The sequence below is a fragment of the Corynebacterium aquilae DSM 44791 genome (genome assembly GCF_001941445.1).
GTDB classification, from domain to species: domain Bacteria; phylum Actinomycetota; class Actinomycetes; order Mycobacteriales; family Mycobacteriaceae; genus Corynebacterium; species Corynebacterium aquilae.
On the sequence record NZ_CP009245.1, the window covers coordinates 1,620,009 to 1,645,647 of the forward strand.

Below are 25,639 nucleotides of genomic sequence, written 5' to 3' on the forward strand. Positions count from 1 at the left end.
GGGATGTGAGATGAACAATGTTGCCCGTCGTGGCAACGCTGCGGACGCCGGCACTAGGTGTATGCGGACTTGCAGTGGCCACTGTCGGCCAGTTGGGCAAAGCCGCCGGTGCGAGTTGTTCGCTTTTGATGTGATTGTTGGCCCACGAGGCGAAAGGTTTGCCGAATCATTTTTGCTTCCCGGCTTGTTTGTGGGGAAGGTTTTGCACGGCGGGGGTTAATGCGTGTGGGCGCTAATGTGCCTAAAGTGCACGAAACTATTACAAGTGTGCCATGAAAAAGCCCCGGGTTGTGCTCGGCACGCCCCGGGGCTTTGGAAAACAATCACCTGAAGTGCTGATTATTTCTTGTCAGCCTCAACCGGCTTCTTCTTCGGCTTGGCGTCGATGCCGGATTCCTTGCGCTGTTCCGGGGTGATCTCAGCCGGCGCGTCGGTCAGCGGGTCAACACCGCCACCGGACTTAGGGAAGGCGATGACGTCGCGAATGGAGTCAAAGCCGCCCAGCAGGCTGACGATGCGGTCCCAGCCGAAGGCAATGCCGCCGTGCGGCGGTGCGCCGAAGGCGAAAGCGTCCAGCAGGAAGCCGAACTTCTCCTGGGCTTCCTCTTCGCCGATGCCCATGACGTTGAAGACACGTTCTTGGACGTCGCGGCGGTGGATACGGATGGAGCCACCACCGATTTCGTTGCCGTTGCACACGATGTCATAGGCGTAGGCCAATGCCTCGCCGGGGTTCTCGTCGAAGGTGTCGAGGCATTCCGGCTTCGGGGAGGTGAAGGCGTGGTGCACTGCGGTCCACTTGGAGTGGCCCAGGGCAACGTCACCGGAGGCGGTGGCGTCGGCGGAGGGCTCAAACATCGGGGCGTCAACAACCCAGGTGAAAGCCCAATCGCCGTCCTTGATCAGGTCGAGCTTGCGGGCAATTTCGCCGCGGGCAGCGCCGAGCAAGGCGCGGGAGGATTTGGTGTCGCCGGCGGCGAAGAAGATGCAGTCGCCCGGCTGTGCGCCGACGTGAGCGGCGATGCCGGCGCGTTCCGCGTCGGTGATGTTCTTCGCGACCGGGCCGGCCAGCTCGCCGTCTTCCCCGACCAGGATGTACGCCAGCCCCTTGGCGCCACGCTGCTTAGCCCATTCCTGCCACGCGTCCAGCTGGCGGCGGGGCTGGCTGGCGCCGCCTTCCATCACCACGGCGCCGACGTATTCGTTTTGGAACACACGGAACGTGGTGTCCTTGAAGAACTCGGTACATTCGACAATCTTGATATCGAAGCGCAGATCCGGCTTGTCGGAGCCGTACAGGCGCATCGCATCGGCGTAGGTCATGCGCGGGATCGGGGTGGGAATGTCGTAGCCGATGAGCTTCCACAGCTCGGTGACGATTTCTTCGGCCAGCGCAATGACGTCGTCCTGATCGACGAAGCTCATCTCGATGTCCAGCTGGGTGAACTCCGGCTGGCGGTCAGCGCGGAAATCCTCATCGCGGTAGCAGCGCGCGATCTGGTAGTAGCGCTCCATGCCGGCCACCATCAGCAGCTGCTTGAACAGCTGTGGAGACTGCGGCAGCGCGTAGAACGTGCCCGGCTTCAGACGTGCGGGAACCAGGAAGTCGCGGGCACCCTCGGGGGTCGAACGGGTCAGCGTCGGGGTCTCAATTTCGGTGAACTCGTGAGCGTCGAGAACCTTACGGGCGGCCTTGTTGGCTGCGGAACGCAAACGCAACGCCTCCCCCTGGGCGGGACGACGCAGGTCGAGGTAGCGGTACTTCAGGCGAGCTTCCTCACCAACTTCACCAGAGTGGCCGTCTTCGATCTGGAAAGGCAGCGGGGCGGACTCGTTGAGAACCTCCAACTCGCTGACGTTGACCTCAACGTCACCAGAGGGCAGGTTCGGGTTTTCAGAACCTTCCGGACGAAGTTCCACCACGCCGGTCACCTGCACGCAGAACTCGCTGCGCAGGTGGTGGGCGCGCTCAGCGACGTCGGAATTGCGGAAAACCACCTGGGCGATGCCGGAGCGGTCGCGCAGATCGATGAAGATCACGCCACCGTGGTCGCGGCGGCGGGAAACCCAACCGGTCAACGTCACAGTTTGGCCAGCGGTTTCTTTCCTCAAGTCACCCGCAAGATGAGTGCGCAGCACGTAAATCGTGTCCTTTCACGCCTAAATCGAAAACTCTAAATCCAACCGCAATGGTGCGGCTGTACACCCGGTGAGGACAACTCTGCCATGCTGCCGCTTCGACGCTGTCGCAGCGGCACAGTGCCACGAGCTGCCCTTCGTGGGTCAGACAATAGGACAAGTGTACCCGCAGGCACCTTCCTCGCAGCGACTGGGGCGCAAAGTTCTTTAATCCCCCAGCCGTTTGTCTCCTGCTGCACTACCGGAGCACGCCGACTGGGGCACAGGTGCACGCGCCAAAGCCATGGGGGTCAGGTGGGGCGTTGTTATTCCTGGCTGTAGCACTGATGTGGCATGATCACACCATGACTTTTCGCGACGACGTAAAACTAAACAGCAACCGGGCCCGGCGTTCCAGCGGTGGCGGCGGACGCGTTGCCGTGGGCGGTGGTATCGGCACCTTGTTGATGGTGGGGTTGTTCCTGCTTTTGGGCGGCAATCCCGGCGATTTGGGGGGATTGCTGGGTGAAGACCAGCAACAGTTACCTGCCGGCCAGGGGCAAAGCCAGTCGCAGTCTTTGGAGCACTGCCAGACCGGCAAGGACGCCAATGAGCATGTCGATTGTCGCTTGTCGGCAACCGCGGAAAGTATTGACGCGGTGTGGTCGAAAGTGTTGCCGCAGCAGGCGGGCATTAAGTACACCGAGCCGGGGTTGGTGATTTTTAGCTCCGCCACCCAGACGGCTTGTGGTGCTGCCAGCTCGCAGACCGGCCCGTTTTACTGTCCGATGGATCAGACCGCTTATTTCGACACGTCGTTTTTCGACATGCTGAATTCTTTGGGAGCCAAGAATGCCCCCTTCGCGCAAGAGTATGTGGTGGCCCACGAATTTGGTCACCACATCCAGCAGCTGGAGGGCACCTTGGGAATGAGCAATTACAACGAGCCTGGTCAGGATTCCAATGCGGTGCGCATTGAATTGCAGGCGGACTGCTATGCCGGAGTGTGGGCCCACTATGCCAGCGAGGGCAAGTTCTTGGAGCCGTTGACCGATGCGCAGGTGCGCGACGCGGTGCAGGCTGCCCGCGCTGTCGGTGACGACAACATTCAATCGCGTCAGGGCGGGCGGGTGCGCCCCGACATGTTTACCCATGGTTCTTCCGAGCAGCGCCAGAAGGCGTTTTTGGCGGGTTATTCCTCCGGCCAGATGAGCGCCTGCGACACCCTGGAGCGCGGCGTCTACCGCTAAAGCCCCCTCCTAGCCAGTCGGCACAGCCCCCTTTCCCCCTTCTTTGCCCTTTTTGCTGCGAGCAGCGTGGGTAGAGATGGGGGTTTTGTATGTGATCTGGCCTTTTTTTAAAACAGGGCTTGCGTCATGGTGGCGCGCCGTTGGGCCTCGTCGCGATGGCAGCACCAATCGCAGTTGTCGGCGCCGGTGGTGTACCAGTGGCAGCAGCTGGTGCGGTAGTAGGCCAGTTTGGCACCCGGTGGGGTGGGGTTGTGCGCGGGTTGTCGGGTGTCGGTGTGGACGGTGTGGTCACTGGTGAGGGTTTCGAACCAGCCGGCGCGGAGGTATTGGGGGTGTGCGTGTTGGAGGCCTTGGGCGGTTGTGAGGGCTGTGTGGGGGTCGAGGAGATTTTTACGGACCAAGTTGCGTAAAAGCCCGCCCGCGGCGGTGAACGTGTTGGCGTTGAGGTTGGGTTGTCCCACGCCGGTGGCGGTGTGGAAGGCTGCGCGTAGTCGGCTGGTGGCGTTGATGAGGTTGTGGCCCAGCTCAATGGCGTTGTCGGCGGTGGTGGCGCGACCGATGGTGATGGGGCTGGTCGGTGGGCTGCTGGGCTGTGGGTGGGTGGCAAGTGCGGTGGTGGTGTCGTGGATCCGGCTTGTCACAATTTCGGGGTTGGGGGCTTCGTCGCGGAAGGGGCCGAGAAGCGCGCTAGTGGCGCCGGAGGTGATCAGCAGGTGGGTGGGGGTGGTTTTCAAGTTTCCCCCCATCACCCAGGTGCCGACGATGAGTCCGACGATGCGGTGGGCTGCGCGTTGGTATGCCAGGGATCCTGCGTGGCGGAGGCTAGTGCTGTAGGTGGTGGCGAATTGCTGTGCGATGGCGTGGGCGCCGGCGGGGGTTTCAGCGAGGCCGAGGGGAACAGCGATGGGGTTTTTCCTCCCGAGCGCTGGGATCAGGGCGTGCGGGTCGGCGTAGGTGGCGATTGCTTCGTGTGGGGGCGCGTCGTTTGGGGTGAGGTTTTTGTATTGGAAGGACGCGGCGCGCAGGGTGGCGAGGATGGTGGTGGTCATTGGGTGGGCTCGTCGCTATCGGATAGGGCTTGGATGCCTTGGGGTGCGGGGGTGTCGGTGGTCTGTGTTGGGGCGGTGGGGTCGAATCCGAGGCGTTGGCGTTCGGCGGCGATGATGGTGGCTGCGAGTTGGGCTTCGGTGATGTCGACGGCGTCGGGAACACTGGCGGTGATGTCGCTGTGGCGGGCGTAGGCGTCGAAGGCTTGGCGTTTGGGGGCGAGAATGTCGAGCATGCGTTCGTCGACGGTGTCGGCGCCGATGAGGCGGTGGACGTGGACTTTGCGGGTTTGTCCCATGCGGAAGGCGCGGGCTATTGCTTGGTCTTCGATGCTGGGTTTGATTTGGGGTTCGGCGAGGATGACGACGCTGGCGGCTTGGATGTTTAACCCGGTGCCGCCGGCGGTGATTTGGGCGATGAGGACGCTGCCGGCAGCGGCGGTGGATAGTTGGTCGACGTAGTTTTGGCGGGTGGCGGCGGGGACTTGCCCGGTGATGGTGCCGATGACCCGGTCGCCGAGGTGGTGTTCGAGGGCGTCGATGACGTCGAGGAAGTAGGTGAAGATGATGACTTTGCGGTCGGCGTTTTCGGCGTCGTTGACGATGTCGAGGATGCGTTCGATTTTGGCGGGGGTGGTGTGTTGGTTGAGGAATGCTGCCCGTCGCATGGTCATCCATCCGCCGTTTTCGACGGCGGTGGCGTAGATGGCGTGGTCGTCGTCGTTGAGTTCGATAATGTCGTCTTCTTCGAGTTTTTCAGGGAGTTCGTCGAGGACATCTGTTTGGTTGCGGCGCAGGTATGCGGGGGCGATGTGGCGGGCGAAGTCGCCGGCGTTGAGGCTGCCCATGCCTTTGGTGATCAGCTCGGGTTGGACGTAGTTGATGAGGGTGACGAATTCGCTGACCCGGTTTTCCAGTGGCGTGCCGGTGAGCAGCATGGCGTAGGGGGCGTTGGCGATGAGGGTGCTGGCGGCTTTGCTGCGCCCGGAGCGGGGGTTTTTGATCATGTGGGCCTCGTCGACGATGACGGTGTCGGCGTCGGTGAGGTTGAGGGTTTTGGCGCCTTCGTAGGTGACGACGAGGAATCCGCCGTCGTTTTTCCAGGAGTTGAGGGCGGTGTGTTTGTTCTCGCCGTGGCCCATGTGGGCGGGCAGGGTGCTGAATTTTTTCAGTTCGCGCATCCAGTTCAAAACGACGGAGGCTGGGCAGATGACGAGGATGTGTTGTGCTTCGGGGTCGGTGGCGGCGAGGTGGGCGGCCCAGGCGATGGCTTGGATGGTTTTGCCGAGGCCCATTTCGTCGCCGAGGACGGTTTTCTTGCGGATGGTGGCGAATTTGGCGCCGAAGGATTGGTAGCCGCGGAGGAAGGTGCCTTCGGTGAGGTGTTCGGTGTTGAGGGTGAGGTTGCGGATTGCTGCGATGGTGTCGGCGTCGGTGAAGCCGGTGTTGTCGGCGTCGATGCGTAGCAGGTCTGCCAAAAGTGCTTGGTAGCGGGCGGGTTGTTGGAGGTAGTCTTCCCACACGTCGGCGCCGGGGTCGACGATGGTGGCGGTGCCGAATAGGTCGGGGCTGACGCTGAGCCAGCGGATGTCGTCGCGGAGTTGTTCGATGGTGGTGTTCTGGTTGGCGAGGGCGAGCCAGTTGTCCGCGTGGGTGGCGTGGGCCAGTGGGTTTGTGGGGAGTGCTTGGCCGAGGGCGCTGAGCCGGTCGATGCGGGCGCGGGCTTGTTCGTCGTCGAGGGCGATTTGGCCGTAGATGTTGAGGATGCGGACGAGCGCGATGGCGGTGTCGGTGGGGTCGGTGCCGATGCGGGTGGAGTGGGTGCTTCTGGCTTCGTTGCTTAAGGCTTGGGCGGCGGCTTTGAGGCGACGTGCGGTGGCTTCACCGATGCCGTTGATGGCGGTCAGGGTGCTGTGTGGGGTGCTAATGACGTCGGCGACGGTGGTGATGCCGGCGGTGTCGAGTCCGGTGGTGCGCAGCCGCTGGTTGGTGGCGGCTTTGAGTGCCTCGACGGGCATTTGTTCGAGGAGCACGGTGACGCGTTGTTCGGTCAGGGTGCGCAGGGTTGTTTCGGCTTGGTTGCGCAGGTTGAGGGTGCTGTGGGGGTCGCGTTTCCAGGCGGTGACGGCGTCGCGGGCGAGGGCGAGTTCGGCGGCTGCGATGGGTTGGATGATGGCGTCGGGGTTTCCGATGCTGTCGCGGATGAGTTGTTGGGTTTGGGTGACGAACTCTGGGGGGATCGCGGGGTTGGTGGTGTCGAGGTGGACGCCGGTGGTGTCTTGGAGGTTAACGGCTGCGGTGAACAGGGCGCGGGCGTTGAGGTAGCGGTCGTAGGTGCCGGTGATGCGCAGCGCAATGAGGTCGTCGTGGAGGCGTTGGGCTTCGGCTTCGGCGGCGGGGTCGGTGCCGTTGAGTAGGCGGGTGAGAAAGCGTGGTGCGGCGGCTTGGGCGCGTTGTCGGCGTTGGGGTAGTCCGTTGACGGCGTGGGCGAAGTCGCTGATGGCTTGGCGGTTTTCGGTGTCGGCGGCTAAGAGCATGCCGGCGTAGAGGTCGCGGGGCCAGGTGATGTCGGCGGGATCGATGAGGGTGATGGTGTCGTCGCTGGTGGGGATGGTGGCGTGCATCCCGAGGTGGGGTGGGGTGTGGGTGTGGGTGACGGCGGCGAGCATGCGGGCGGCGGTGGAGACCTCCGGCATGAAAAAGTCTGCCTGGTCGAGGATGTTGAGCACGACGTTGCGATCCATAGTGTGCAATTGTGCCAGTAGGGGTTATGGGGCCGGTGGTGGGTGGGCGTTTGTGGCTGTGGTGGGCGGGGTTTGGGAGTAATGTGTATGGCGTTTGCGCGATGTGTGCGTGCTGTTGGTGGCGGGTGTGCTGCTGCCGGTGGTGGTGTGTGTCGCGGCGCGGTGGTGGGGTGTTGGTGGGCTTGTTGTGGGGTTTGGGTTCTTGCCCCACCACCCACTAAAGTGGAAATGAATCTATCATTTTGTTTGGACGAAGGATTGATCCAAGGTGCGCTCTGATGCCTTAGCGCGTCGTGAACGAATCATCACGGCCGCCTGCGAGTTGTTTTCTACCCATGCCAACAATGTCAGTTTGGATACTGTTGCTGAAAAGGCTGGGGTGGGCATCGCGACCCTGTATCGCAATTTTCCGGATCGGACGTCTCTTTTGGTGGCGTGCGGGGGCCGGTTTTTCGCGGAGGCGCAGCAGCTGCAGGAAGACGTGATGAAGTACTTCCACACCAATCCGGAGCACTGGTGGTACACCTATGTTGATGGGTTGGTGAATATGGGGGTGTCGATTCTGGTGTCTTCCTTTGCCCCGGATGATTTGTCGACGTTGCCGGAGGAGGTGGCGTCGTTGCGGGCGGATACGGAAAAGCGCGGCGAGCAGATCATTGATTTGGCGAAGCAGGCTGGTTTGGTGCATCCGGATGTGCACCACAACACTTTTATTGTGGGCTTGATTACGGTGACCCGCCCGCCGGTTCCGGGCATTGTGGCGCTGGAGCCGAATATCACCCATAACTTGGTGGACGTGTTTTTGTCCGGGTTGAAGCATGGCAGCATGCGGGGTTTGCGCTACCCGGATTAGGGGTGTTGTAGCCTGACTAAAAGAACAAGGCCGTCTGTTCCTCTCGTGCGAGAAGGACAGACGGCCTTGTGCGTGTCTGGTTGGTGGCCGGCGGCTACCACATGAGAACGGAGTTTCCTTCGTCGTCAACGCAGGTCAGCACGATGTTTCCTTGTTCGGTGCAGTTGAAGGTGCGGCCGGCTGCGCGAACGGGTTTGGGCTGGCTGAAATGCACGTTGTCCTCGGGGCTTTCGTCCTTGAGGGCGGCTTGGGAGACTTCGTTGCCGGCGTCGCAGCCCAGCGTGGGTGAGGCGCCGATGTAGTGGATGCCGTAGAAGCCACCGGTGGCGCAGATTTCGACGTTTGTGCCGAGGATGTCGACCTGGGTGCCGACGTCGAGGCGTTCGTGGGGTAGTTTCGCGGCGGTGGCGGGGTCGTAGTCATCGCCGCCCCAGTATTTGCCTTCGTTGGAGGTCTGCGGGCTGAGGCTGGCGGTGATTTCTGGGGCCGGCGCGGCGGGTGCGAGCGGTGCTGCTTCCGCTTGGCTAGTCGGGGTTTGTGCGCTGGTGGTGGGTTCTGGGGTGTCGGCGGCGGTGGTTGATGGGGTGGCGGAGCGTGAGACCGTGGGGCTCATGCCGGCGGTGACGCTGGTGTCGGCGGGTGGTTGTTCTGCGCTGCCGCAGGCCGCGAGGGCGCACGCGCTGACGGCGGTGACTAGGGCTGCTAGCCGGCGGGTTCGGTGTGCCATCCTCATCACTTCCTGGGGTTAGTTCCTGGGGTTAGTTGTTGTCGGCGAGGGCGCGCTTGATGAAGGCGGGCGCGTCGGCGCGGGCGATGTCGTGTTGTTCGCGGGTGGCGAGGTTTTTCACGACGACCGTGCCGTTGGCGAGTTCGCTGTCACCGAGGACGAGTGCGAGGCGCGCCCCGGAGCGGTCGGCGCCCTTCATGGCGCCTTTTAGACCGCGGTCGCCGAAGGACATGTCGGCGCTCATGCCTGCCGCGCGGAGTTCGTGGATGAGTAGGCTCATCGCGGATTTCGCCTCAGCGCCCATGGGCACGCCGAACACGTCGACGCGGGGGCGACCTTCGATGTCGATGCCTTCGGCCTGCATGGCCAGCAGGACGCGGTCGATTCCGAGCCCGAATCCGATACCGGACAGTTCCTGTCCGCCGAGTTGTGCCATCAGGCCGTCGTAGCGTCCGCCGCCACCGATGCCGGATTGGGCGCCGAGGCCGTCGTGGACGAATTCGAAGCAGGTCTTGGTGTAGTAGTCCAGTCCGCGGACCAGACGCGGGTTGATGACGTAGTCGACCCCCATGTCGTCGAGCAGGCCGGTGACGGTGTCGAAGTGTGCGCGGCATTCGTCGCTGAGGTGGTCGAGCATCAAAGGCGCATCGGCGGTCATCTTTTTGACTTCTTCGCGCTTGTCATCGAGCACGCGCAGCGGGTTGATTTCGGCGCGTTTGCGGGTTTCCTCATCCAGCGGCAGTTTGAACAGGAATTCTTGCAGCTTGGCGCGGTATTCGGGCCGGCAGGTGCTATCGCCCAGGCTGGTCAGCTCCAGGCGGTAGCCGCTGAGCCCGGCTTTGCGGTAGCAGGCATCGGCCAGGGCGATGACTTCCGCGTCAAGCGCCGGATCGTCCACGCCGATGGCTTCCACGCCGACCTGTTGCAGCTGGCGGTAGCGGCCGGCTTGGGGGCGCTCGTAGCGGAAGAAGGGGCCGGCGTAGACCAGTTTGACGGGCAGCTGGCCCCGATCCAGGTTGTGCTCGATGACGGCGCGCATCACCCCGGCGGTGCCTTCCGGGCGCAGGGTGACGCTGCGGCCGCCACGATCGGCGAAGGTGTACATCTCCTTGCTGACCACGTCCGTGGATTCGCCGACGCCGCGGGCGAACAGGCCGGTTTCCTCAAACACGGGAAGCTCGATGTGCTGGAAACCGAAGGTGCGCGCGGTTTCGGTGAACATGTCGCGCACGTGCTGGAAGGTCGCGGAGGTCGGCGGGACGTAGTCCGGCACGCCCTTCGGTGCGGCAAACGGGGAAATCTTGGCTTGGTCGGTCATGGTTAGCAAGTGTAACGCGCGGGGCATGCCGGTGTTCTCCCCCACCCCGCACTCTCAGGTTAAAAGCCGCAACCGGGGCGGACCCACGGGCGGCGCACCCCCATTGCGCGGCCCCGTGGAATGCCCCCGACGTGGATACCCGCCTGTTAGGTGGTGGAGTTGAGCTGCGCGGGAATATGCCTTGGGTTAGCCGATGGCGTCGAGGTTGTTCAGGAAGGGGTTGCTGCGGCGTTCCGCCCGCATGGAGGTATGCGGGCCGTGCCCCGGCAACAGGGTGAGACTGTCATCGAGGTTGAGCACCTCCGTGCGCAGGGACTGGCGCATCTTAGCCGGATCACTTCCGGGCAGGTCGGTGCGCCCAATCGATCCCTTAAACACCACATCGCCGGCAAAAACCACCTCATCGCCGACCAGCAGCACGCTGCCCGGGGAATGGCCCGGGCAGTGCCGGATAGCGAAGGACAATCCCAACAGATCGATGGTGTCGCCGTGGGTAAGGGATTCGCACTGCGTTAGGGGTTCCATGGTGGCGGCCTCATACAGCAGGGCGGTATCCCCGCTGACCCCACCGCCTGGCTGGGAGACCATGAACAGATCGTCATCGTGGATGAAAATTGGCGCCCCATGGGCCTTGGCTAGCTGTCCGGCATCGCGGGTGTGGTCGATGTGGCCGTGGGTGAGCACGATCTTTTCCAGCTTCGCGCCCTTTTCGTTTAAGACCTGCTCCACCCAGGCGGCGGCCCCCTTGCCGGGGTCCACGACCACCGCACGGTTTTCGTGGGTCAACACATAACAATTGGTCTGAAAAGGTCCCTGGGGTGAAAACACTAGCTCCATAAGCGGCAATCCTAGGACAAACGGCTAAGATGTTGGCTTAATGTGTCGCGCGGGCCTACCCCCGCCGGGTTTGCGACTGCCGGTTTACACCGTCGCAGTCACCGACGACGGAATAATTCGCGCGACCCGTGACCTTCAAGGCCGACGCTTGCGACTGCGCACCTGCCGCCGAACCGGCGGACTGGAGTCCTTCGCAACCCCACGCCCCCATCAAAGATTCGCCACCGCACCCCGCCAGGGCTGCCCCCCCCCGGGCAGCCTGCACGGTCAAGCAGGTGCGCGAAGAGAACTACGAAAAAGCGAAAGACTGTGTCGAATAACAGCCAGCGCCTCGACGAGGCAATGAAGAAGCTCGATAGTGAACTCAAGCGCCGCGATCGCGCAGAAAAAGCCAAGCCGCTGTCCGTAGCCTTGGCCGCTTTGGCCGTCATCGTGGTCATCGCCGGCGGAATCTGGTTTGCCGCCACCCGCGGCGGCGACGATGCTTCCACGGAAGCCGCCGCCAGCAGCACGGAGAACACCCCCACCTACACCCCGCTGAAGACCAGCCTGGATACCCCCCTGCCGGAAACTGTCAGCTGTGAGTACCCCGACTCTGGCCAGGCGGCCCGCCCCGTCAGCAAGCCGAAGACGGAAAACGTCCCCACCACCGGCGACGTCACCGTCACGCTGAACACCAACGACGGCCCGATCCCGATGAAGCTGGACCGCTCCGTATCTCCGTGTACGGTCAACGCCATTGAGCACCTGGCCAAGGAAAAGTACTACGACAACACCCAGTGCCACCGCATCACCACCTCCGGCATCCACGTGCTGCAGTGCGGCGATCCCAGCGCACAGGGCACCGGCGGCCCGGGCTTCAGCTTCAAGGATGAATTCCCGGTCAACGACCCGAAGCAGAACAACGGCCAGCCGATCGAATACCCGCGTGGCTCCATCGCCATGGCGAACTCCGGCCCGGACACCAACGGCTCCCAGTTCTTCCTGAACTACGCCGAGTCCCCCCTGCCGGCCTCCTACACCTACTTCGGTCAGGTCACCGATGAAGGCCTGAAGACCCTGGACACCATCGCCTCCCGCGGTGCCGCAGAGGGTGCATCCGACGGCAAGCCCGCCCAGGACGTCATCATCGCCACCGCCACCGTCTCCTAAGACCACTAAAACAGCGGACACACAAGCCGCTATCCCCCACGGCCCCATCGATCCCACACGCGGGAAACGATGGGGCCTTCGGCGTTCTCATCCCCTCCCCTGGCCCACAACCCCAAAAAACCACCCCGATATTCAATAAGAATTCGAAAAACACTTTCCCCACACCTGCCCCACCAGCACCAAATGAGATACACACTTTCGCTTCCAAAAAAGCTGCAAGTCACAGCGCTGGCCCCCACACGCAGCCGCCATCATTGCCCCATACAGCCCCCAACAAACCCCCAATTTCAGTGATGTCCATCACTAAATAACAACGGTGGAAGCCCAGTTTTCACCACCCCAATACTTCTTTGCTAACTCTTAGTTTTCTTTAAGCTATTGCGCCCCGCGCACCCATCAACAACATCTCCCCAGGTCACCCGGCACAGCACAACGGCAGTAACCTCAGGCGCACAGCCAACGATAAGAAAACTGGAAGGCACAACCGCTTCCACACACAGCGCACTGTGCGCACTGACACACCTTGCGTTTACGCAAAAAGAGGTTAGTCTTGAACGCACTGACCTTGATCAAACATCGTGAAAAGGATTTCACCCTTATGAAGCTGACCGCTCGCAAGTCCCTCATCGCAGCCCTGACCGCTGCATCCCTGACCGCCGGTGTCGTCACCGCCGCTCCCGCCATGGCCGACGAGTCCGGCTCCTTCGACTCCTTCTCCTCTTCCTCCAGCAAGACTGACAAGGAGCCGGAAACCGAGATCAAGAAGGTTCCGAAGAGGGACGAAAACGGCAAGATCATCATCGGTGAAAACGGCGAGCCTGAGTACGAGTACAAGGAAGTTCCGGTCGACTCCGACAAGAACAAGGCCGAGAACCTCACCGAGAAGCTCAAGGACTGGGTCACCCTCCTGGCTACCATCGCTTCCCTGTTCGGTGCGATCATCTCCATCACCAAGTCTGCCGACAACCTGGCTAAGGCTTTCGGCCCCAAGTAAGCCCTAGCGCTTCACCCGGGCCGACGACGACGCGGACACTATTGTCCGCGCCTCGTCCCTGAACCACCGCCACCCCACATCGGGTGCCGGTGGTTTTTTCATGCCCACCCCAACACACTGCCCCGCCAACAGCAAAAAGCCTGCCAGATGAGTGCACCCAACACTCACCGGCAGGCTATGCCTTCCCCCAGGGTCACCTCAGGTGGGACCTCGTCTAGTTCGGATTTACGCGGTAGACGTCAAAAACACCTTCAATGTTGCGCAGCTGCGTCATCAAAGCTCCCAACTGCTTAGTATCGGAAACCTGGAACGTAAACTGCGATACGGCCACCCGATCATCGGCCGACTGCGAACTCATCGCCGTTACTGCGACCTTCTGTTCGTTCATCACTCGAGTCAGCTCAAACAACAGGCCCTGCCGATCCAGCGCCTCCAACTGGAGGGTCGCACTGAACACCTTTCCGGCGCCCTCCCGCGCCCAGGACACATCAATGAGCCGCTCCGGCTCCTGCTTCAACCGGGCACTATTGGTGCAATCGCTTCGGTGCACACTTACCCCACCGCCGCGAGTGACGAAACCAAAGATCTCGTCGCCCGGCACCGGCTGGCAACACCGCGCCATCTTCGCCAACACATCCGGGCTGCCCTCCACGAGCACACCCACCGCGCTGGGATCGGGTCGCGCATTAGAGGCACTCACCAACTCTTCTAGCGGGGTACGCGACGCCAACGTCTCCTGATCGTCGGTATCCCCAAACATCGTCTCCAGGCGGTGGGCAACATTACCCGCCGTCACCGACCCCTCACCGATAGCGGTGTACAAGGCATCGACGTCCTGGTAGTTCAGCTCAGCAGCAACCTGCTTCATCGACTGGGCAGTAAACAAACGGTGCAGCGGCAAGCCACCGCGCTGCACTTCCTGCGCCAGCGCATCGCGGCCCAGCTCCAGCGACTCCTCGCGGCGCTCCTTCGCGAACCACTGGCGAATCTTCGCCTTCGCCCGCGGAGACACCACAAACTTTTGCCAATCGCGGCTCGGCCCCGCATTAGTGTCCTTGGAGGTGAAAATCTCCACCCGGTCACCGGACTTCAGCTTGGACTCCAACGCCACCAGCTTGCCGTTAACCTTCGCACCAATACAGCGGTGCCCGACCTCCGTGTGGACGGCATAAGCAAAATCCACCGGAGTCGACCCGGTCGGCAAATTCACCACATCACCCTTCGGGGTGAAAGCAAAAATCTGCTGACTGGTCAGGTCATAGCGCAAAGAATCCAAAAACTCGTTCGGATCCGCGGCCTCTTTTTGCCAATCCAACAGCTGACGCATCCACGCCATCTGATCGACCTCAGCCTTATCCCCCGAATGCGAGCCCTTGGTCTCCTTATAGCGCCAGTGGGCGGCAATACCGAACTCGGCATTGTAGTGCATCTCGTGGGTGCGGACCTGCACCTCAAGTGGCTTGCCACCAGGGCCCATCACGGTGGTGTGCAGGGACTGATACACCCCGAACCGCGGCGCAGAAATATAGTCCTTAAACCGCCCCGGCATCGCCGGATACAAAGAGTGCACCGCACCGATGGCCGCATAACAATCGTTGACATTGTCGACGAGCACGCGAATGCCGACCAGGTCGAAGATCTCCTCAAAATCCCGGCCGCGCACAATCATCTTCTGATAAATCGACCAATAGTGCTTCGGGCGCCCCATCACCTCCGCCTGGATGTGATTGTCCTTCATCGTCTGCGACACACTGCCGAGAATCTCCTGCAGATAACGGTCACGCGAGGGAGCACGATCCGCAACCAACCGCACGATCTCGTCGTACTTCTTCGGATACAAGATCGCAAAGGAAAGATCCTCAAGCTCCCACTTGATGGTCGCCATACCCAGCCGGTGCGCCAGCGGGGCGATCACTTCCAGCGTTTGCCGGGCCTTCTTAGCCTGCTTCTCCGGGGGCAGAAACCGCATCGTGCGCATATTGTGCAAACGGTCAGCCACCTTAATGACCAACACGCGCGGATCCTGACTCATCGCCACAATCATCTTGCGAATCGTCTCAGCCTCCGCCGCCGCCCCCAACGCGACCTTATCCAGCTTGGTGACGCCGTCAACCAAACGCGCGACCTCAGCCCCGAAGTCCTGCGTCAAATCATCCAGCGAATAATCAGTGTCCTCCACCGTGTCGTGCAACAACGCCGCCACCAGCGTGGTGGTGTCCATGCCGATCTCTGCCGCAATAGTCGCCACCGCCAAAGGGTGAGTGATGTAAGGATCCCCCGACTTACGAAACACCCCCTCGTGCAGTTTTTCCGCAGTGTGATACGCCTTCTGCAGAATCTCCACATCCGCTTTGGGATGAATCTTTTTATGGATGCTCACCAAGGGATCCAACACGGGATCCACCTTGACGCGCGAACCCGTCAAACTTCGTGCCAATCGAGCAGACATGCTCAACACTGTTGCCTGGTTACGATCTTGGGTGCGTTTGCTATTCACGCTGTACTCCTGGGGCTGATGTGGGCACGTAGTGAAAACTCATGAGTCTTAAAACACCAACTTTACCTGCGTGCACAACAACGTCATGCACCCGGTATGCGCCAAAGAAAAAACCCCGCTCACAGCCTCACAAGAGCATTGAGAGTAACTATGGCGGGGCGGGCGTTAAGTGGCCGCGGGAAAATCGACCGTGACAGAGTCAACACCGTGGGCGACAACCACCAGCGGCACATCGGACAACTTCTCCCGGCCCCCGAGGCTTTCCACCTCCAGCACCACAGCATGCCCGCTGACAATGCCACCACAGGACTCAATGAGCTTGCGGGCGGCCACCAAGGTGCCACCAGTAGCCAACACATCATCGATCAGCACAATCTTGGTGCCCTCAATATCGATCGCGTCCTGCGGAATCTCCAGGGCGGCGGTGCCATACTCCAGCTGGTAGGTTTGCGTCACCACCGGCGGCGGCAACTTGCCAGCCTTACGGATCGCCAGCACCCCGACACCTAAGCGGTAAGCCACCGCGGAGCCCAACAGGAAACCCCGGGCATCCAAACCGCCAATCATCTCGGCGCCCATCGCCTTGGCGGCCTCGGCGAGCTCATCAATGATCAGCGTGTACGCCTCAGCATCAGCCAACACCGGGGTCAGATCCTCGAAAAGAATCCCTGGGGCAGGAAAATCAGGCACCAACCGCACATGGGTTCGCAGCGCCTCACGGGCGTCAAAAGGCTGTGTCTCAGACGACGATGTCATTGCTTGTTCTCCTGCCAGCGATCCATATTCCAGCCCAAACCAGCCGGATTGGTGTTGGGTACCACGTTACCGACGCTGCGGTCGATAACAAACGTGCGGGGCTGCGCGCACAGCGGAATCGTCGGAACTTCCTCCCACAGCTTCGTCTCCGCTGCCCGCAAACCCTCCACATCGGTGGTATCCACATCAGCATCCGGGTATTGCAGCGACGGATCCATACCAACCAACACCGCATCAAGCGCACCCGGCAGCACCTGGGTAGTACCCCACGCACCTTCCACCTGACGATGCACTTGCGACAAATCGCCACCCACCTCGTGGGCGTCAATAATCTCAATGCCGGCCGGCTCACAGGACACCCGCATTGCCTCCACCATGGCGGCCTTGCGGGGATCCGGACCCATATAACCAATGTGAATCTGCTGACCAGACAGAGTCTGCGCCAAAGCGATATCCACCCCCATGTGAGCATCGGAAATATCAGTCATCTGCGCGTTCAAAGGATCGCCATAAGACAACAAACGCGTTGCAAGCGGCGGAGTCTCCACCCCAGCCAACTGCGTGGAAGCCTGCGCCACAGCCGGCTGATCAATACACGCCGCCAACGCCTGGCGCGCCTGATCCGAACCAAGCACACCATCGTTGCTCAGCACCAACTGCTCAATCAAAATGCCAGCCTCATGGGAGACATCAAACCGGTTGAGAGGGTCATCACGGTTAACCCAATCAACCGTGGGTACCCCCACCAAATCCGCGATCTCCATGCTCTTAGTGGCATTCTTCGCAGCCAGATCCGTGTGCTTCGGCCACACCACCACCTCGGCAATCTCCGCCGGATCACCCGACCAGGATTCGTTGCGGTTCAAGACCACGCCGCCATCTTCCCGCACGGCAGAAATCTTGTACGGCCCGTAAGCAACCTGGAGGGCAGGATTAAAAGCCTTCAAATCAAAGCCCGTATTCCACGCCTCCGCGACCGCCTGCAAGCTTTCCTCATCAGCCTGCTCCAACGCCTGCGTAAACTGCTCAGGGCTCACACCGGCAGCCTGCACAATCGCATGGCTCGGCAACACGGTGCCAGCAGAAAACAACTGACGCCACCGGTTCCCCAAGCCCTCCTTGAACACCACAGAGAAATCCTTCGCCCCAGGCGCACACTCCACAGAGGCCACCTGCTCAGCCAAAGGAATATGAGAAGCAAAAATATCTTGACGCTGCCCCGCCGTCACAGTGAGCTGAAAATCCTGACACGTTACCGGCACCCCGTCGCTATAGGTGGCCTTGTCACTGATGTGATAGTTGATCCGCTTCTGGGGACCAGGTACGGCCTGCGCATCCACAAAATCGGTGTTCGGAATCAACTGTCCCTTAGGACCCGCCACAAACGCGGGTGGGTACACGCGCGAGACCACATAATCAGCATGGTCACTGACACCGGTCACCGAACCCGCGTTACTGGTCAACAGATCACTGCCGACCGCATAACCAAAATGATCCGGCGGCGGCTCAGGAGCGGGCACCTCCGGTTCACTACAGCCTGCAAGTACCAGACCTGTGGCCGCAACAGTGGCCAGTACATGACGAAACTTCAAGGTTTCTTGCCTTCTTTGTTCACACCCGCGCAACGCACGAGACAGAGAGAACCACGTGCCCGAAGACGGCGGGAACCCCCAACTCAAACTCGCTCACTTCCCTCACCCCGGCAGCAACCCAGCAGCAACGACATACATCGTCACGCGGCAACCAACCGACGCCCAGAAAGGCAAGCTTTTACTATCCACCCATTATAGGGCTAGCGCCCCCGGAACCGAATTACGATTACCCCGCCACACAGGCTCGTGACATTCATCCCAACCGGCATACACCGCAGTGCGAAAACGCCATACAAAAACCGCCCACACCCAAAGGTGTGAGCGGCTTCGGTGAAAACCAGCACTCAGTGCCCGTTAACGCATCAGGACAACAACATTATTGCCCCGGACGCCACGTAGTACCAGTGGTATGCGCGGACTGCGGCTGATCAACGTGCACAGTACGACGAGCAGGGCCGGCCTGAGAATCCACGGCCACAGCCGCATCCGATTCGGCAACAGCCTCCTCAGCGGCGCCCTCACGCTCGCGCATAACCTTCTCGGTGTGCTCGCGAACCTTCTTACTGCGGTTTTTCAGCGACACCAGAATCGGGGTAGCCAAGAACACGGAGGAGAACGTGCCCTCAATAACACCGATCATCTGCACCAGCGCCAAATCCTTCAAGGTGCCAACACCCATCAGCCACACAGCAACAACCATCAGCGAAGCAATCGGCAGCGCCGAAATCACGGTCGTCGCGATAGAACGCATCACCGTCTGGTTCACCGCCAGGTTCGCCTGCTCCGCATAGGTGCGGTTCGTAAACTCCCAGCCGGCAGTATTTTCCTTGACCTTGTCGAACACCACCACGGTGTCATACAGGGAGAACGCCAGCACAGTCAGCAAACCAATAACGGTTGCGGGGGTGACCTCAAAACCGATGAAGGCGTAAATACCAGCCACCACGATGCCGTCAACCGCCAGGCCAGCAATAGCAGCGATCGCCATGTCGCGTTCGAAACGCAACGTGATGTAGCCGAAGATCAACACCAGGAAGATACCCAGCGACATCAGCATGCGGTTGGTAATGGTCGAACCCCAAGACTCAGACACCGTGGAATCACCGATGCTATCCGGGGTGGGCTTACCGTTGGATCCCTCCGGCTGGAACTTCTCAAACAAAGCCTCACGGGCCTTGTCAATCTGATCCTGGTCCAGGCGCTGGGAGTTGATCTCCATCAAGCGCGAATCACCCGAACCAACCACCTGAGTCAACGACGGCTCAACACCAGTCGCCTGCTCGAACACCTGAGACACCTGAGCGGGCTCGAGGTTACCGGCCGGCATGTTCATCTTGGTGCCGCCCTCAAAATCAATACCGAGGGAGAATCCCTTCAGCGCGATACCAAGAATGCAGGCAACCAAAATAGCGGCCGTGATGGAGTACCAAGTACGGCGACGGCCGACAAAATCAATGCCACCCTCACCGGTCAGCACTCGACGTGCAAGATTAGAAGCCATTTCTACTTCTCCTCCTTGTCGGTGGAAGCGACCTCGTGGTCGTGGTCGCCGGCCAAGTACTCGCCGCGCTCGCGACGCTCCTCAGCCACGCGCATGACCTTGCCCAAACCATTCAAACCAGGCTTAGCAAAGACCGGCTTACGGGAAGCAAGGATCACCAGCGGAGCGGTCACCAAGAAGGTGATCACCAGGTCGAAGATGGTGGTCAGGCCCAGCGTGAACGCGAAGCCCTTCACATCACCAACCGCCAGCACATACAGCACAACTGCTGCAATAAGGCTGACCATGTTACCGGAGATAATGGTGTGCTTCGCACGATCCCACGCGCGCGGAACGGCAGAACGGAACGTCCTACCCTCACGCACTTCATCCTTAATGCGCTCGTAGAACACCACAAAGGAGTCGGCGGTGGTACCAATACCAATGATCAAACCAGCGACACCGGCCAGATCCAGGGAGTAACCAATCCAGCGGCCCAACAGCACCAAGGCACCGTAAATCAAAGAGCCAGACATGAACAGCGAAGCCACAGCCAAAATGCCGAACACGCGGTAGTACACCAGCGCGAACAAGCTCACCAGGATCAAACCGATAACGCCTGCAATCAAACCAGCCTTCAGCGAGGCAAAGCCCAAAGTAGCCGGAATGGTGGTGGCGGTACCGCCACGCTCGCCGTTTTCACCAGCAAAGCTCAAAGGCAACGCACCATAGCGCAGGTTGTTGGCAAGCTCAGTTGCCTCCTGCTGAGTGAACTGGCCAGTAATCGAGGTGCCAGAACCAGTCGGCGTCGGCGACTGAATCACCGGAGCCGAAATCACCTCAGAGTCCAGGGTGATCGCAACCTGCTTGTGCAGGTACTCGCTAGTCACCTGGTACCAAGTGGCACCGCCCTCATCACCATTACCGGACTTGAAGGAGAAGTTGATCTCCATCTGACCGGTCTGGGGGTTAAGACCACCCGAGATCGGACGATTGGTATCAATCTCGTTACCCGTCAGACGCTTACCGGTGACCGGATCAGTCTGACCAACCAGCAGGGGAACCGGGTCGAGAATGTACTTGCCAGCGCCGGTAGCGTCACATGCCACCAACGGCTTGGCCGGATCATCGGTACCAGCGATCGGATCCGGGCCGTCACCACACTGCAGCAACGAAGCGGCAGCAAGCTGGACGGTAGGATCTTCAGACTGACGATCCTTGCGGAGAATCTCAGTAATATTCTGACGACGCTCCTGCGCCTCAATGGAGTTATCCGGCTCCGCAGGAGCCTGCGCAGTCACGGTCGGAGCAGCAACTGCGGGCTTTTCGTCTTTCTTCTGCTCATCCTTCGCGCCTTCCTCACCGGCAGGAGTTGCCTCCACGCCAGCAACAGAAGTCGCCAAATCCTTCAGGGCAGCGTTAGCAACCTCAGGGGTGATAATGCCCGCGCCAACCCAACGGTTAGCCATCTCATCGGCGGTCGACACCAACTTACTGGGGTCCGGAGCACCAGGCTCAGCGACCGGGCGGAACAACAGCTGAGAGGTACGACCCAGCGCACGGGCCTGAGAAGTATCCTCACCAGGAACCGTAATCACCAAGGTGTCGCCATCAGTTTTCACCTCAGCTCCGGACACGCCCATACCGTTAACACGGTTTTCCAGAATCTCGCGGGCCTTCGCCAACTGATCCTGGGTCGGCTTTTCACCCTGGGGAACCAGGGTCACACGGGTACCACCCTGCAGGTCAATACCCAACTTGGGGGAAGCGGAGTGATTGCCCGTAAAGAACACGAGCGAATACACCACCGCCAAAATCAGCACGAACAGCGCGAGCGCACGCTGCGGCCACTTGGCCGCACCCACTCGGGCGCGTGATGGTTTGGATGCCACTGAAAACTTTTCTCCTCACTTGACCGCCGCGAACCACGCAAAACATGGCCACACACAGTCGACGGCTACAGCCACTCAACACCACACGGTGGAACAGACAACAGCGCATCGGCGACGGGTCGACGCAAAACACTTGGCAGCCACCCCACACAGCGCACAGCTTCGTCATCACGAAATATCCCAAGCAACACCGGGTCTAACGAAAAGACCACGGCAAAGCAGCGGCACAGAAAATGGTGTACGTACACCCATCATCTAATGCTGCCCGCTCAAACAATCGCACAGCGACTAAAACCTGAGAACCCCATGAGAACCAAAGGGCCTACGCAGCGTAAGTGGCGTTATACCAAAGCTTCATCGTAGAACACTTTGCCCATAATCTCCGCACCCGCCCCCACAAAGTGTGGCGTACCTAATGAAACCTGCCCCCTTTTCACCAACCCCAGCACCCCACAACAAAAAAGGCCCGCACCCACAGCGCGGACCTATAAAAGCCACAACATTAGCTACACGACATGAATTACGCCTCATGTTCCGGAGCTGACGCCCCAGCATCTCCCCCAGGCACAACCGGGGCCGGCTGACGGCTCACGATCGCCGCCCGATCCCAATTCGTCGACACGCCTTCGGAAATCTCCAGGGTGACAACACCATCGGCAAGGGCAACCACAACACCGTGCAATCCCGCAGCAGTCACCACTCGGTCCCCCACCCCCAGGGAAGCCTGCAGTTGCTGCATCTCATTCAAACGAGCCTTCTGGCGACGCACCTGAAGAATCGTCGGAACCAAAAAGATCACCAGCAACAAAATCAACAAAGACAAGTTCATGGCGAACAGTATGCCACGACACAAAAAGACCCGAATAGTTCACACTATTCGGGCCCACCACAGCAGCACTACCTACACAGCATGCTGACCAGGAGCATCAGGCGGCGGCGTCAAGCCCAAATGCTGCCACGCCAACGCCGTAGCAACACGACCGCGCCCCGTGCGCGCCACCATGCCAGCACGCACCAAATACGGCTCACACACCTCTTCAACCGTCGAAGGCTCCTCCCCCACAGCAATGGCCAACGTCGACACACCCACCGGGCCACCCCCATGCCCATGAATCAACGCCGACAGCACAGCACGGTCCAAACGATCCAAACCCATCTCGTCGACATCGAAAACCACGAGAGCCGCCTGCGCAGCCGCCAAAGTCACATGCCCATCGCCATGGACTTCCGCATAGTCACGCACACGCCGCAACAAGCGGTTGGCAATACGAGGAGTGCCCCGAGAACGCGAAGCAATCTCCGCCGCCGCATCATCATCAATGCCTACACCCAAAATCCGCGCCGCACGCACCACCACCCGGGTCAAATCAGCCGTGTCATAAAACTCCATCTGGGCTGTAAAACCAAAACGATCCCGCAACGGTCCAGTCAACATACCGGAACGAGTCGTCGCGCCCACCAAAGTAAACGGCGCAATCTCGAGAGGGATCGACGTCGCGCCAGGCCCCTTGCCCACGATCACGTCAATGCGGAAATCCTCCATCGCCATGTACAGCATTTCCTCTGCCGGACGAGCAATACGGTGAATCTCATCAATGAAGAGCACATCACCCTCCATCAAGTTCGACAACATCGCCGCCAAATCACCCGCACGCTCCAGCGCCGGACCACTAGTCATCCGCAAGCTCGAACCCATTTCCTGGGCAATAATCATCGCCATCGTGGTCTTGCCCAAACCGGGAGGACCAGACAACAACACATGATCAGGCGTCACATTGCGCTTACGAGCACCGCTCAACACCAAATCAAGCTGATTACGCACCTTCGGCTGGCCGATGAACTCATCTAGCGACTTCGGGCGAAGATTGACCTCCATGTCCCGATCAGCGACTTGCTGCGTTGCATCAACACTGCTTTCGGGACCACGGCCGCCTGCAGGAATTCCCTCAGGCAGCCGAAACTCGGTCTTTTCCATATCGCTCACGAGCGCTCCTTACACACAATCCAACGGCCAACAGCCGCGGAAAAACACTGCCCCCATCATCCCATCCTCCACCCCACAAAAGAGCGCACGACGGGACACGATGTGGATAAACTTCGCCGCTACTTCTTTTTCCCCAAATCAGCCAAAGCCAAACGCAAAGCCGTCGAGGTGGTCGCATCAGGCTGGGCCGACAGCACCCGGGCCACCGCCGCTTCGGCCTGCACCGCAGTAAAGCCCAAACCAACCAAGGCCTCAGCTACCTGCTCGGCAACAGCGCCATTAATCAAATCCACGCCCTGCACGGGCGCCTCCGGGGCACCATAATCCGCGACCTTGTCTTTGAGATCCACAATCATGCGCTCAGCCATGCGCTTGCCGACGCCCGGAATCTTCTGCAAAGTCTTAGCATCCCCACCGGAAATCGCGCGACAAATATCTTGCGGGCTAAACACGCTCAACGCGGCCATCGCCAAACGCGGCCCCAAACCGCTGACGGTTTGCAGCTGCGAAAAAATATCGCGGCTATCAGCGTTATCGAATCCATAAAGGGTCATCGCGTCTTCGCGCACAACCATGGTGGTCAACAGCAAGGCTTCCTCGCCGCGGGTCAGCGTTCCCAAGGTCGCAGGCGTGGCCTGCACTAGGTACCCCACCCCCGCGCACTCAATGACCGCACTGGTCAAATTAATGGCAATCACTGTGCCTCGTACGCTTGCGATCACTTGGAACTCCTTCTATTTGATTGACTAATCTGCGGAACCTGGGCTGTCCGAGAACGGCGCTGTTGGTTAAATCCAGACAACTGCTTTGACTGTGGATGCCGTGCGGCCTGCTCCCCCATCATCGTCGCTGCTTGTTGCTGGCGCACCAGCAGCGGGGCACGCCAACAGTGACACACAGCCAAAGCCAAAGCGTCTGCAGCATCCGCCGGCTGCGGTGGCTGACTCAAACCAAGAATGCGGGTAATCATCGTGGTCATCTGCTTCTTATCGGCACGACCATTACCCGAAATGGCCTTCTTCACCTCACTCGGGGTGTACATGTGTACCGGCAAGTTCCGCTCAGCGGCGGCCAACACCAACACGCCAACAGCGTGCGCAGTATGCATCACCGTGGACACGTTTCCACGCTCAAAGATGCGCTCGATGGCGACCACGTCGGGCTGGTATTCATCCATCCACTCGTTGACCGCACGAGACAAACGAAGCAAACGCTCAGACAATTCGGCTGCAGCGGGGGTTCTCACCACTCCCACAGCCACCGGATACACCGCACGCCCGGTGCCTGCTTGCACGACGGACAAACCACAACGAGTCAATCCAGGGTCAATTCCCATGACCCGTAGACCTTGCAGGTTCACCAGCTGCACCTCAAAGAAAAATCAAAACTTCCGCAGGCTCACGACGGCGTCGTAAACAACAGCAACTACTGTAACACCTGTAGAACACATAAGCGATAAGACTACACCCTGCATGAAAGGAAAACCCGCCCCAGGCTGGAAAAACCATCCTGGGACGGGGAAACGATTCACCGAGTCTCGGTGGATACGTTCGAAAAGGATTCAGCGCACCAACTAGGCGTCGAGGGCAGCAACAACCTCGTCGGACAGATCCATGTTGGTGTAGACGTTCTGCACATCGTCAGAGTCTTCCAAGGCGTCAATCAGCTTGATGATCTTCTTGGCTCCATCGACGTCGAGCGGCACCTCCACAGAGGCACGGAAATCAGAATCAGCTTCGTCGACCTCAATGTCGGCCTCAACGAGGGCTTCCTTCACGGCCACCATGTCACCAGCGGCGCACAGAACCTCGTACTTTTCGCCGAGGTCGTTGACCTCTTCTGCACCAGCGTCAAGCACAGCCATGAGGACATCGTCCTCAGTGAGCTCGCCCTTGTTCACGGTGACAACACCCTTGCGGGTGAACAGGTAGGACACAGCACCAGACTCCGCGAGGCTGCCCCCATTTTTGGTCATGGCGGTGCGCACCTCGGTGGCAGCGCGGTTGCGGTTATCGGTCAAACACTCAACCAGCATGGCCACACCGTTGGGACCGTAGCCTTCGTACATGATGGTTTGCCAGTCAGCGCCACCGGCTTCTTCACCGGAACCACGCTTACGCGCACGCTCAATGTTGTCGTTGGGAACACTGGCCTTTTTGGCCTTGCGAATCATGTCGTCCAACGTCGGGTTTGCTGAGGGGTCACCGCCACCGGTACGAGCAGCAACCTCGATGTTCTTAATCAGCTTGGCGAACTCTTTGCCACGCTTAGCGTCGTTCGCAGCCTTCTTGTGCTTCGTAGTGGCCCATTTTGAGTGTCCGGACACTTTGCCTCCCAGCGTGCGCGAAAACACGTCCAGAAACCGCTGGTTTCGCAATCCCTGTATGAAACCCACCGCG

General features: G+C 60.3%; 20 protein-coding genes. 4 read left to right on the forward strand and 16 right to left on the reverse strand.

Annotated features, from left to right (window positions below):
* Positions 1-339: 339 nt before the first annotated feature.
* Complete coding sequence (gene aspS, locus CAQU_RS06820) at positions 340-2,139, reverse strand: aspartate--tRNA ligase (protein ID WP_075726362.1); 1,800 nt, start codon at positions 2,137-2,139, stop codon at positions 340-342.
* 344 nt (positions 2,140-2,483) lie between these two features.
* Here aspS and ypfJ point away from each other — a divergent pair, with 344 nt between their 5' ends.
* Positions 2,484-3,368 carry a KPN_02809 family neutral zinc metallopeptidase gene (gene ypfJ / locus CAQU_RS06825; protein ID WP_075728505.1) on the forward strand — a complete coding sequence of 295 codons (885 nt, stop codon included), beginning with the start codon at positions 2,484-2,486 and terminating at the stop codon, positions 3,366-3,368.
* A 107-nt stretch (positions 3,369-3,475) separates the two neighbouring features.
* On the opposite strand, the gene CAQU_RS06830 is transcribed toward ypfJ, so the two are convergent.
* Both CAQU_RS06830 and CAQU_RS06835 read right to left on the reverse strand, forming a co-directional pair.
* Positions 3,476-4,417, reverse strand: a complete 942-nt coding sequence (locus CAQU_RS06830) for a hypothetical protein (RefSeq protein ID WP_075726364.1) — start codon at positions 4,415-4,417, stop codon at positions 3,476-3,478.
* On the reverse strand, positions 4,414-7,158 hold the full coding sequence (locus CAQU_RS06835) for an SNF2-related protein (protein WP_075726366.1): 2,745 nt from the start codon (positions 7,156-7,158) through the stop codon (positions 4,414-4,416). Before CAQU_RS06835 ends, CAQU_RS06830 begins: the two co-directional genes overlap by 4 nt.
* Positions 7,159-7,426: 268 nt before the next feature.
* On the opposite strand from CAQU_RS06835, the gene CAQU_RS06840 reads away from it, so the two are divergent.
* On the forward strand, positions 7,427-8,011 hold the full coding sequence (locus CAQU_RS06840; protein WP_075726368.1) for a TetR/AcrR family transcriptional regulator: 585 nt from the start codon (positions 7,427-7,429) through the stop codon (positions 8,009-8,011).
* Between the two features lie 94 nt (positions 8,012-8,105).
* On the opposite strand, the gene CAQU_RS06845 is transcribed toward CAQU_RS06840, so the two are convergent.
* The 3 genes from CAQU_RS06845 to CAQU_RS06855 all read right to left on the reverse strand — a co-directional run bounded on the left by CAQU_RS06845 (position 8,106) and on the right by CAQU_RS06855 (position 10,893).
* Positions 8,106-8,738, reverse strand: coding sequence for a hypothetical protein (locus tag CAQU_RS06845; protein ID WP_075726370.1), 633 nt, complete (start codon positions 8,736-8,738; stop codon positions 8,106-8,108).
* 31 nt (positions 8,739-8,769) lie between these two features.
* Positions 8,770-10,056 carry a histidine--tRNA ligase gene (hisS, locus tag CAQU_RS06850; RefSeq protein ID WP_075728507.1) on the reverse strand — a complete coding sequence of 429 codons (1,287 nt, stop codon included), beginning with the start codon at positions 10,054-10,056 and terminating at the stop codon, positions 8,770-8,772.
* Positions 10,057-10,242: 186 nt separating this feature from the next.
* Complete coding sequence (locus CAQU_RS06855; RefSeq protein WP_075726372.1) at positions 10,243-10,893, reverse strand: MBL fold metallo-hydrolase; 651 nt, start codon at positions 10,891-10,893, stop codon at positions 10,243-10,245.
* A 309-nt stretch (positions 10,894-11,202) separates the two neighbouring features.
* Here CAQU_RS06855 and CAQU_RS06860 point away from each other — a divergent pair, with 309 nt between their 5' ends.
* Both CAQU_RS06860 and CAQU_RS06865 read left to right on the forward strand, forming a co-directional pair.
* The gene (locus CAQU_RS06860; protein ID WP_075726374.1) at positions 11,203-12,045 is read left to right on the forward strand and encodes a peptidylprolyl isomerase; all 843 of its coding nucleotides are present in this window, start codon (positions 11,203-11,205) and stop codon (positions 12,043-12,045) included.
* 598 nt (positions 12,046-12,643) lie between these two features.
* Positions 12,644-13,039, forward strand: coding sequence for a hypothetical protein (locus tag CAQU_RS06865; RefSeq protein WP_157108938.1), 396 nt, complete (start codon positions 12,644-12,646; stop codon positions 13,037-13,039).
* A gap of 214 nt (positions 13,040-13,253) precedes the next feature.
* On the opposite strand, the gene CAQU_RS06870 is transcribed toward CAQU_RS06865, so the two are convergent.
* The 10 genes from CAQU_RS06870 to CAQU_RS06915 form a co-directional block, all read right to left on the reverse strand.
* Entirely contained in the window at positions 13,254-15,488 is a 2,235-nt protein-coding gene (locus tag CAQU_RS06870) for a RelA/SpoT family protein (protein ID WP_157108939.1), read from the reverse strand.
* 213 nt (positions 15,489-15,701) lie between these two features.
* Positions 15,702-16,292, reverse strand: coding sequence for an adenine phosphoribosyltransferase (locus CAQU_RS06875; protein WP_075726380.1), 591 nt, complete (start codon positions 16,290-16,292; stop codon positions 15,702-15,704).
* Positions 16,289-17,884 carry an ABC transporter substrate-binding protein gene (locus CAQU_RS06880; protein ID WP_075726382.1) on the reverse strand — a complete coding sequence of 532 codons (1,596 nt, stop codon included), beginning with the start codon at positions 17,882-17,884 and terminating at the stop codon, positions 16,289-16,291. Before CAQU_RS06880 ends, CAQU_RS06875 begins: the two co-directional genes overlap by 4 nt.
* A 376-nt stretch (positions 17,885-18,260) precedes the next feature.
* Positions 18,261-19,385 (reverse strand): protein translocase subunit SecF, encoded by a 1,125-nt coding sequence (gene secF / locus CAQU_RS06885; RefSeq protein WP_075726384.1) that lies wholly within the window; start codon positions 19,383-19,385, stop codon positions 18,261-18,263.
* 2 nt (positions 19,386-19,387) lie between these two features.
* On the reverse strand, positions 19,388-21,256 hold the full coding sequence (secD, locus tag CAQU_RS06890; RefSeq protein ID WP_075726386.1) for a protein translocase subunit SecD: 1,869 nt from the start codon (positions 21,254-21,256) through the stop codon (positions 19,388-19,390).
* A 520-nt stretch (positions 21,257-21,776) separates the two neighbouring features.
* Positions 21,777-22,085: a preprotein translocase subunit YajC gene (gene yajC / locus CAQU_RS06895; RefSeq protein ID WP_075726388.1), complete on the reverse strand. Its 309-nt coding sequence runs from the start codon at positions 22,083-22,085 to the stop codon at positions 21,777-21,779.
* 72 nt (positions 22,086-22,157) lie between these two features.
* Positions 22,158-23,240 (reverse strand): Holliday junction branch migration DNA helicase RuvB, encoded by a 1,083-nt coding sequence (gene ruvB, locus CAQU_RS06900; protein WP_075726390.1) that lies wholly within the window; start codon positions 23,238-23,240, stop codon positions 22,158-22,160.
* A 119-nt stretch (positions 23,241-23,359) separates the two neighbouring features.
* The gene (ruvA, locus tag CAQU_RS06905; protein WP_075726392.1) at positions 23,360-23,962 is read right to left on the reverse strand and encodes a Holliday junction branch migration protein RuvA; all 603 of its coding nucleotides are present in this window, start codon (positions 23,960-23,962) and stop codon (positions 23,360-23,362) included.
* Positions 23,959-24,600, reverse strand: a complete 642-nt coding sequence (gene ruvC, locus CAQU_RS06910; protein ID WP_157108940.1) for a crossover junction endodeoxyribonuclease RuvC — start codon at positions 24,598-24,600, stop codon at positions 23,959-23,961. The genes ruvA and ruvC overlap by 4 nt, the downstream gene beginning before the upstream one ends.
* Before the next feature lie 213 nt (positions 24,601-24,813).
* Positions 24,814-25,566: a YebC/PmpR family DNA-binding transcriptional regulator gene (locus CAQU_RS06915; protein WP_075726394.1), complete on the reverse strand. Its 753-nt coding sequence runs from the start codon at positions 25,564-25,566 to the stop codon at positions 24,814-24,816.
* Positions 25,567-25,639 lie beyond the last annotated feature (73 nt).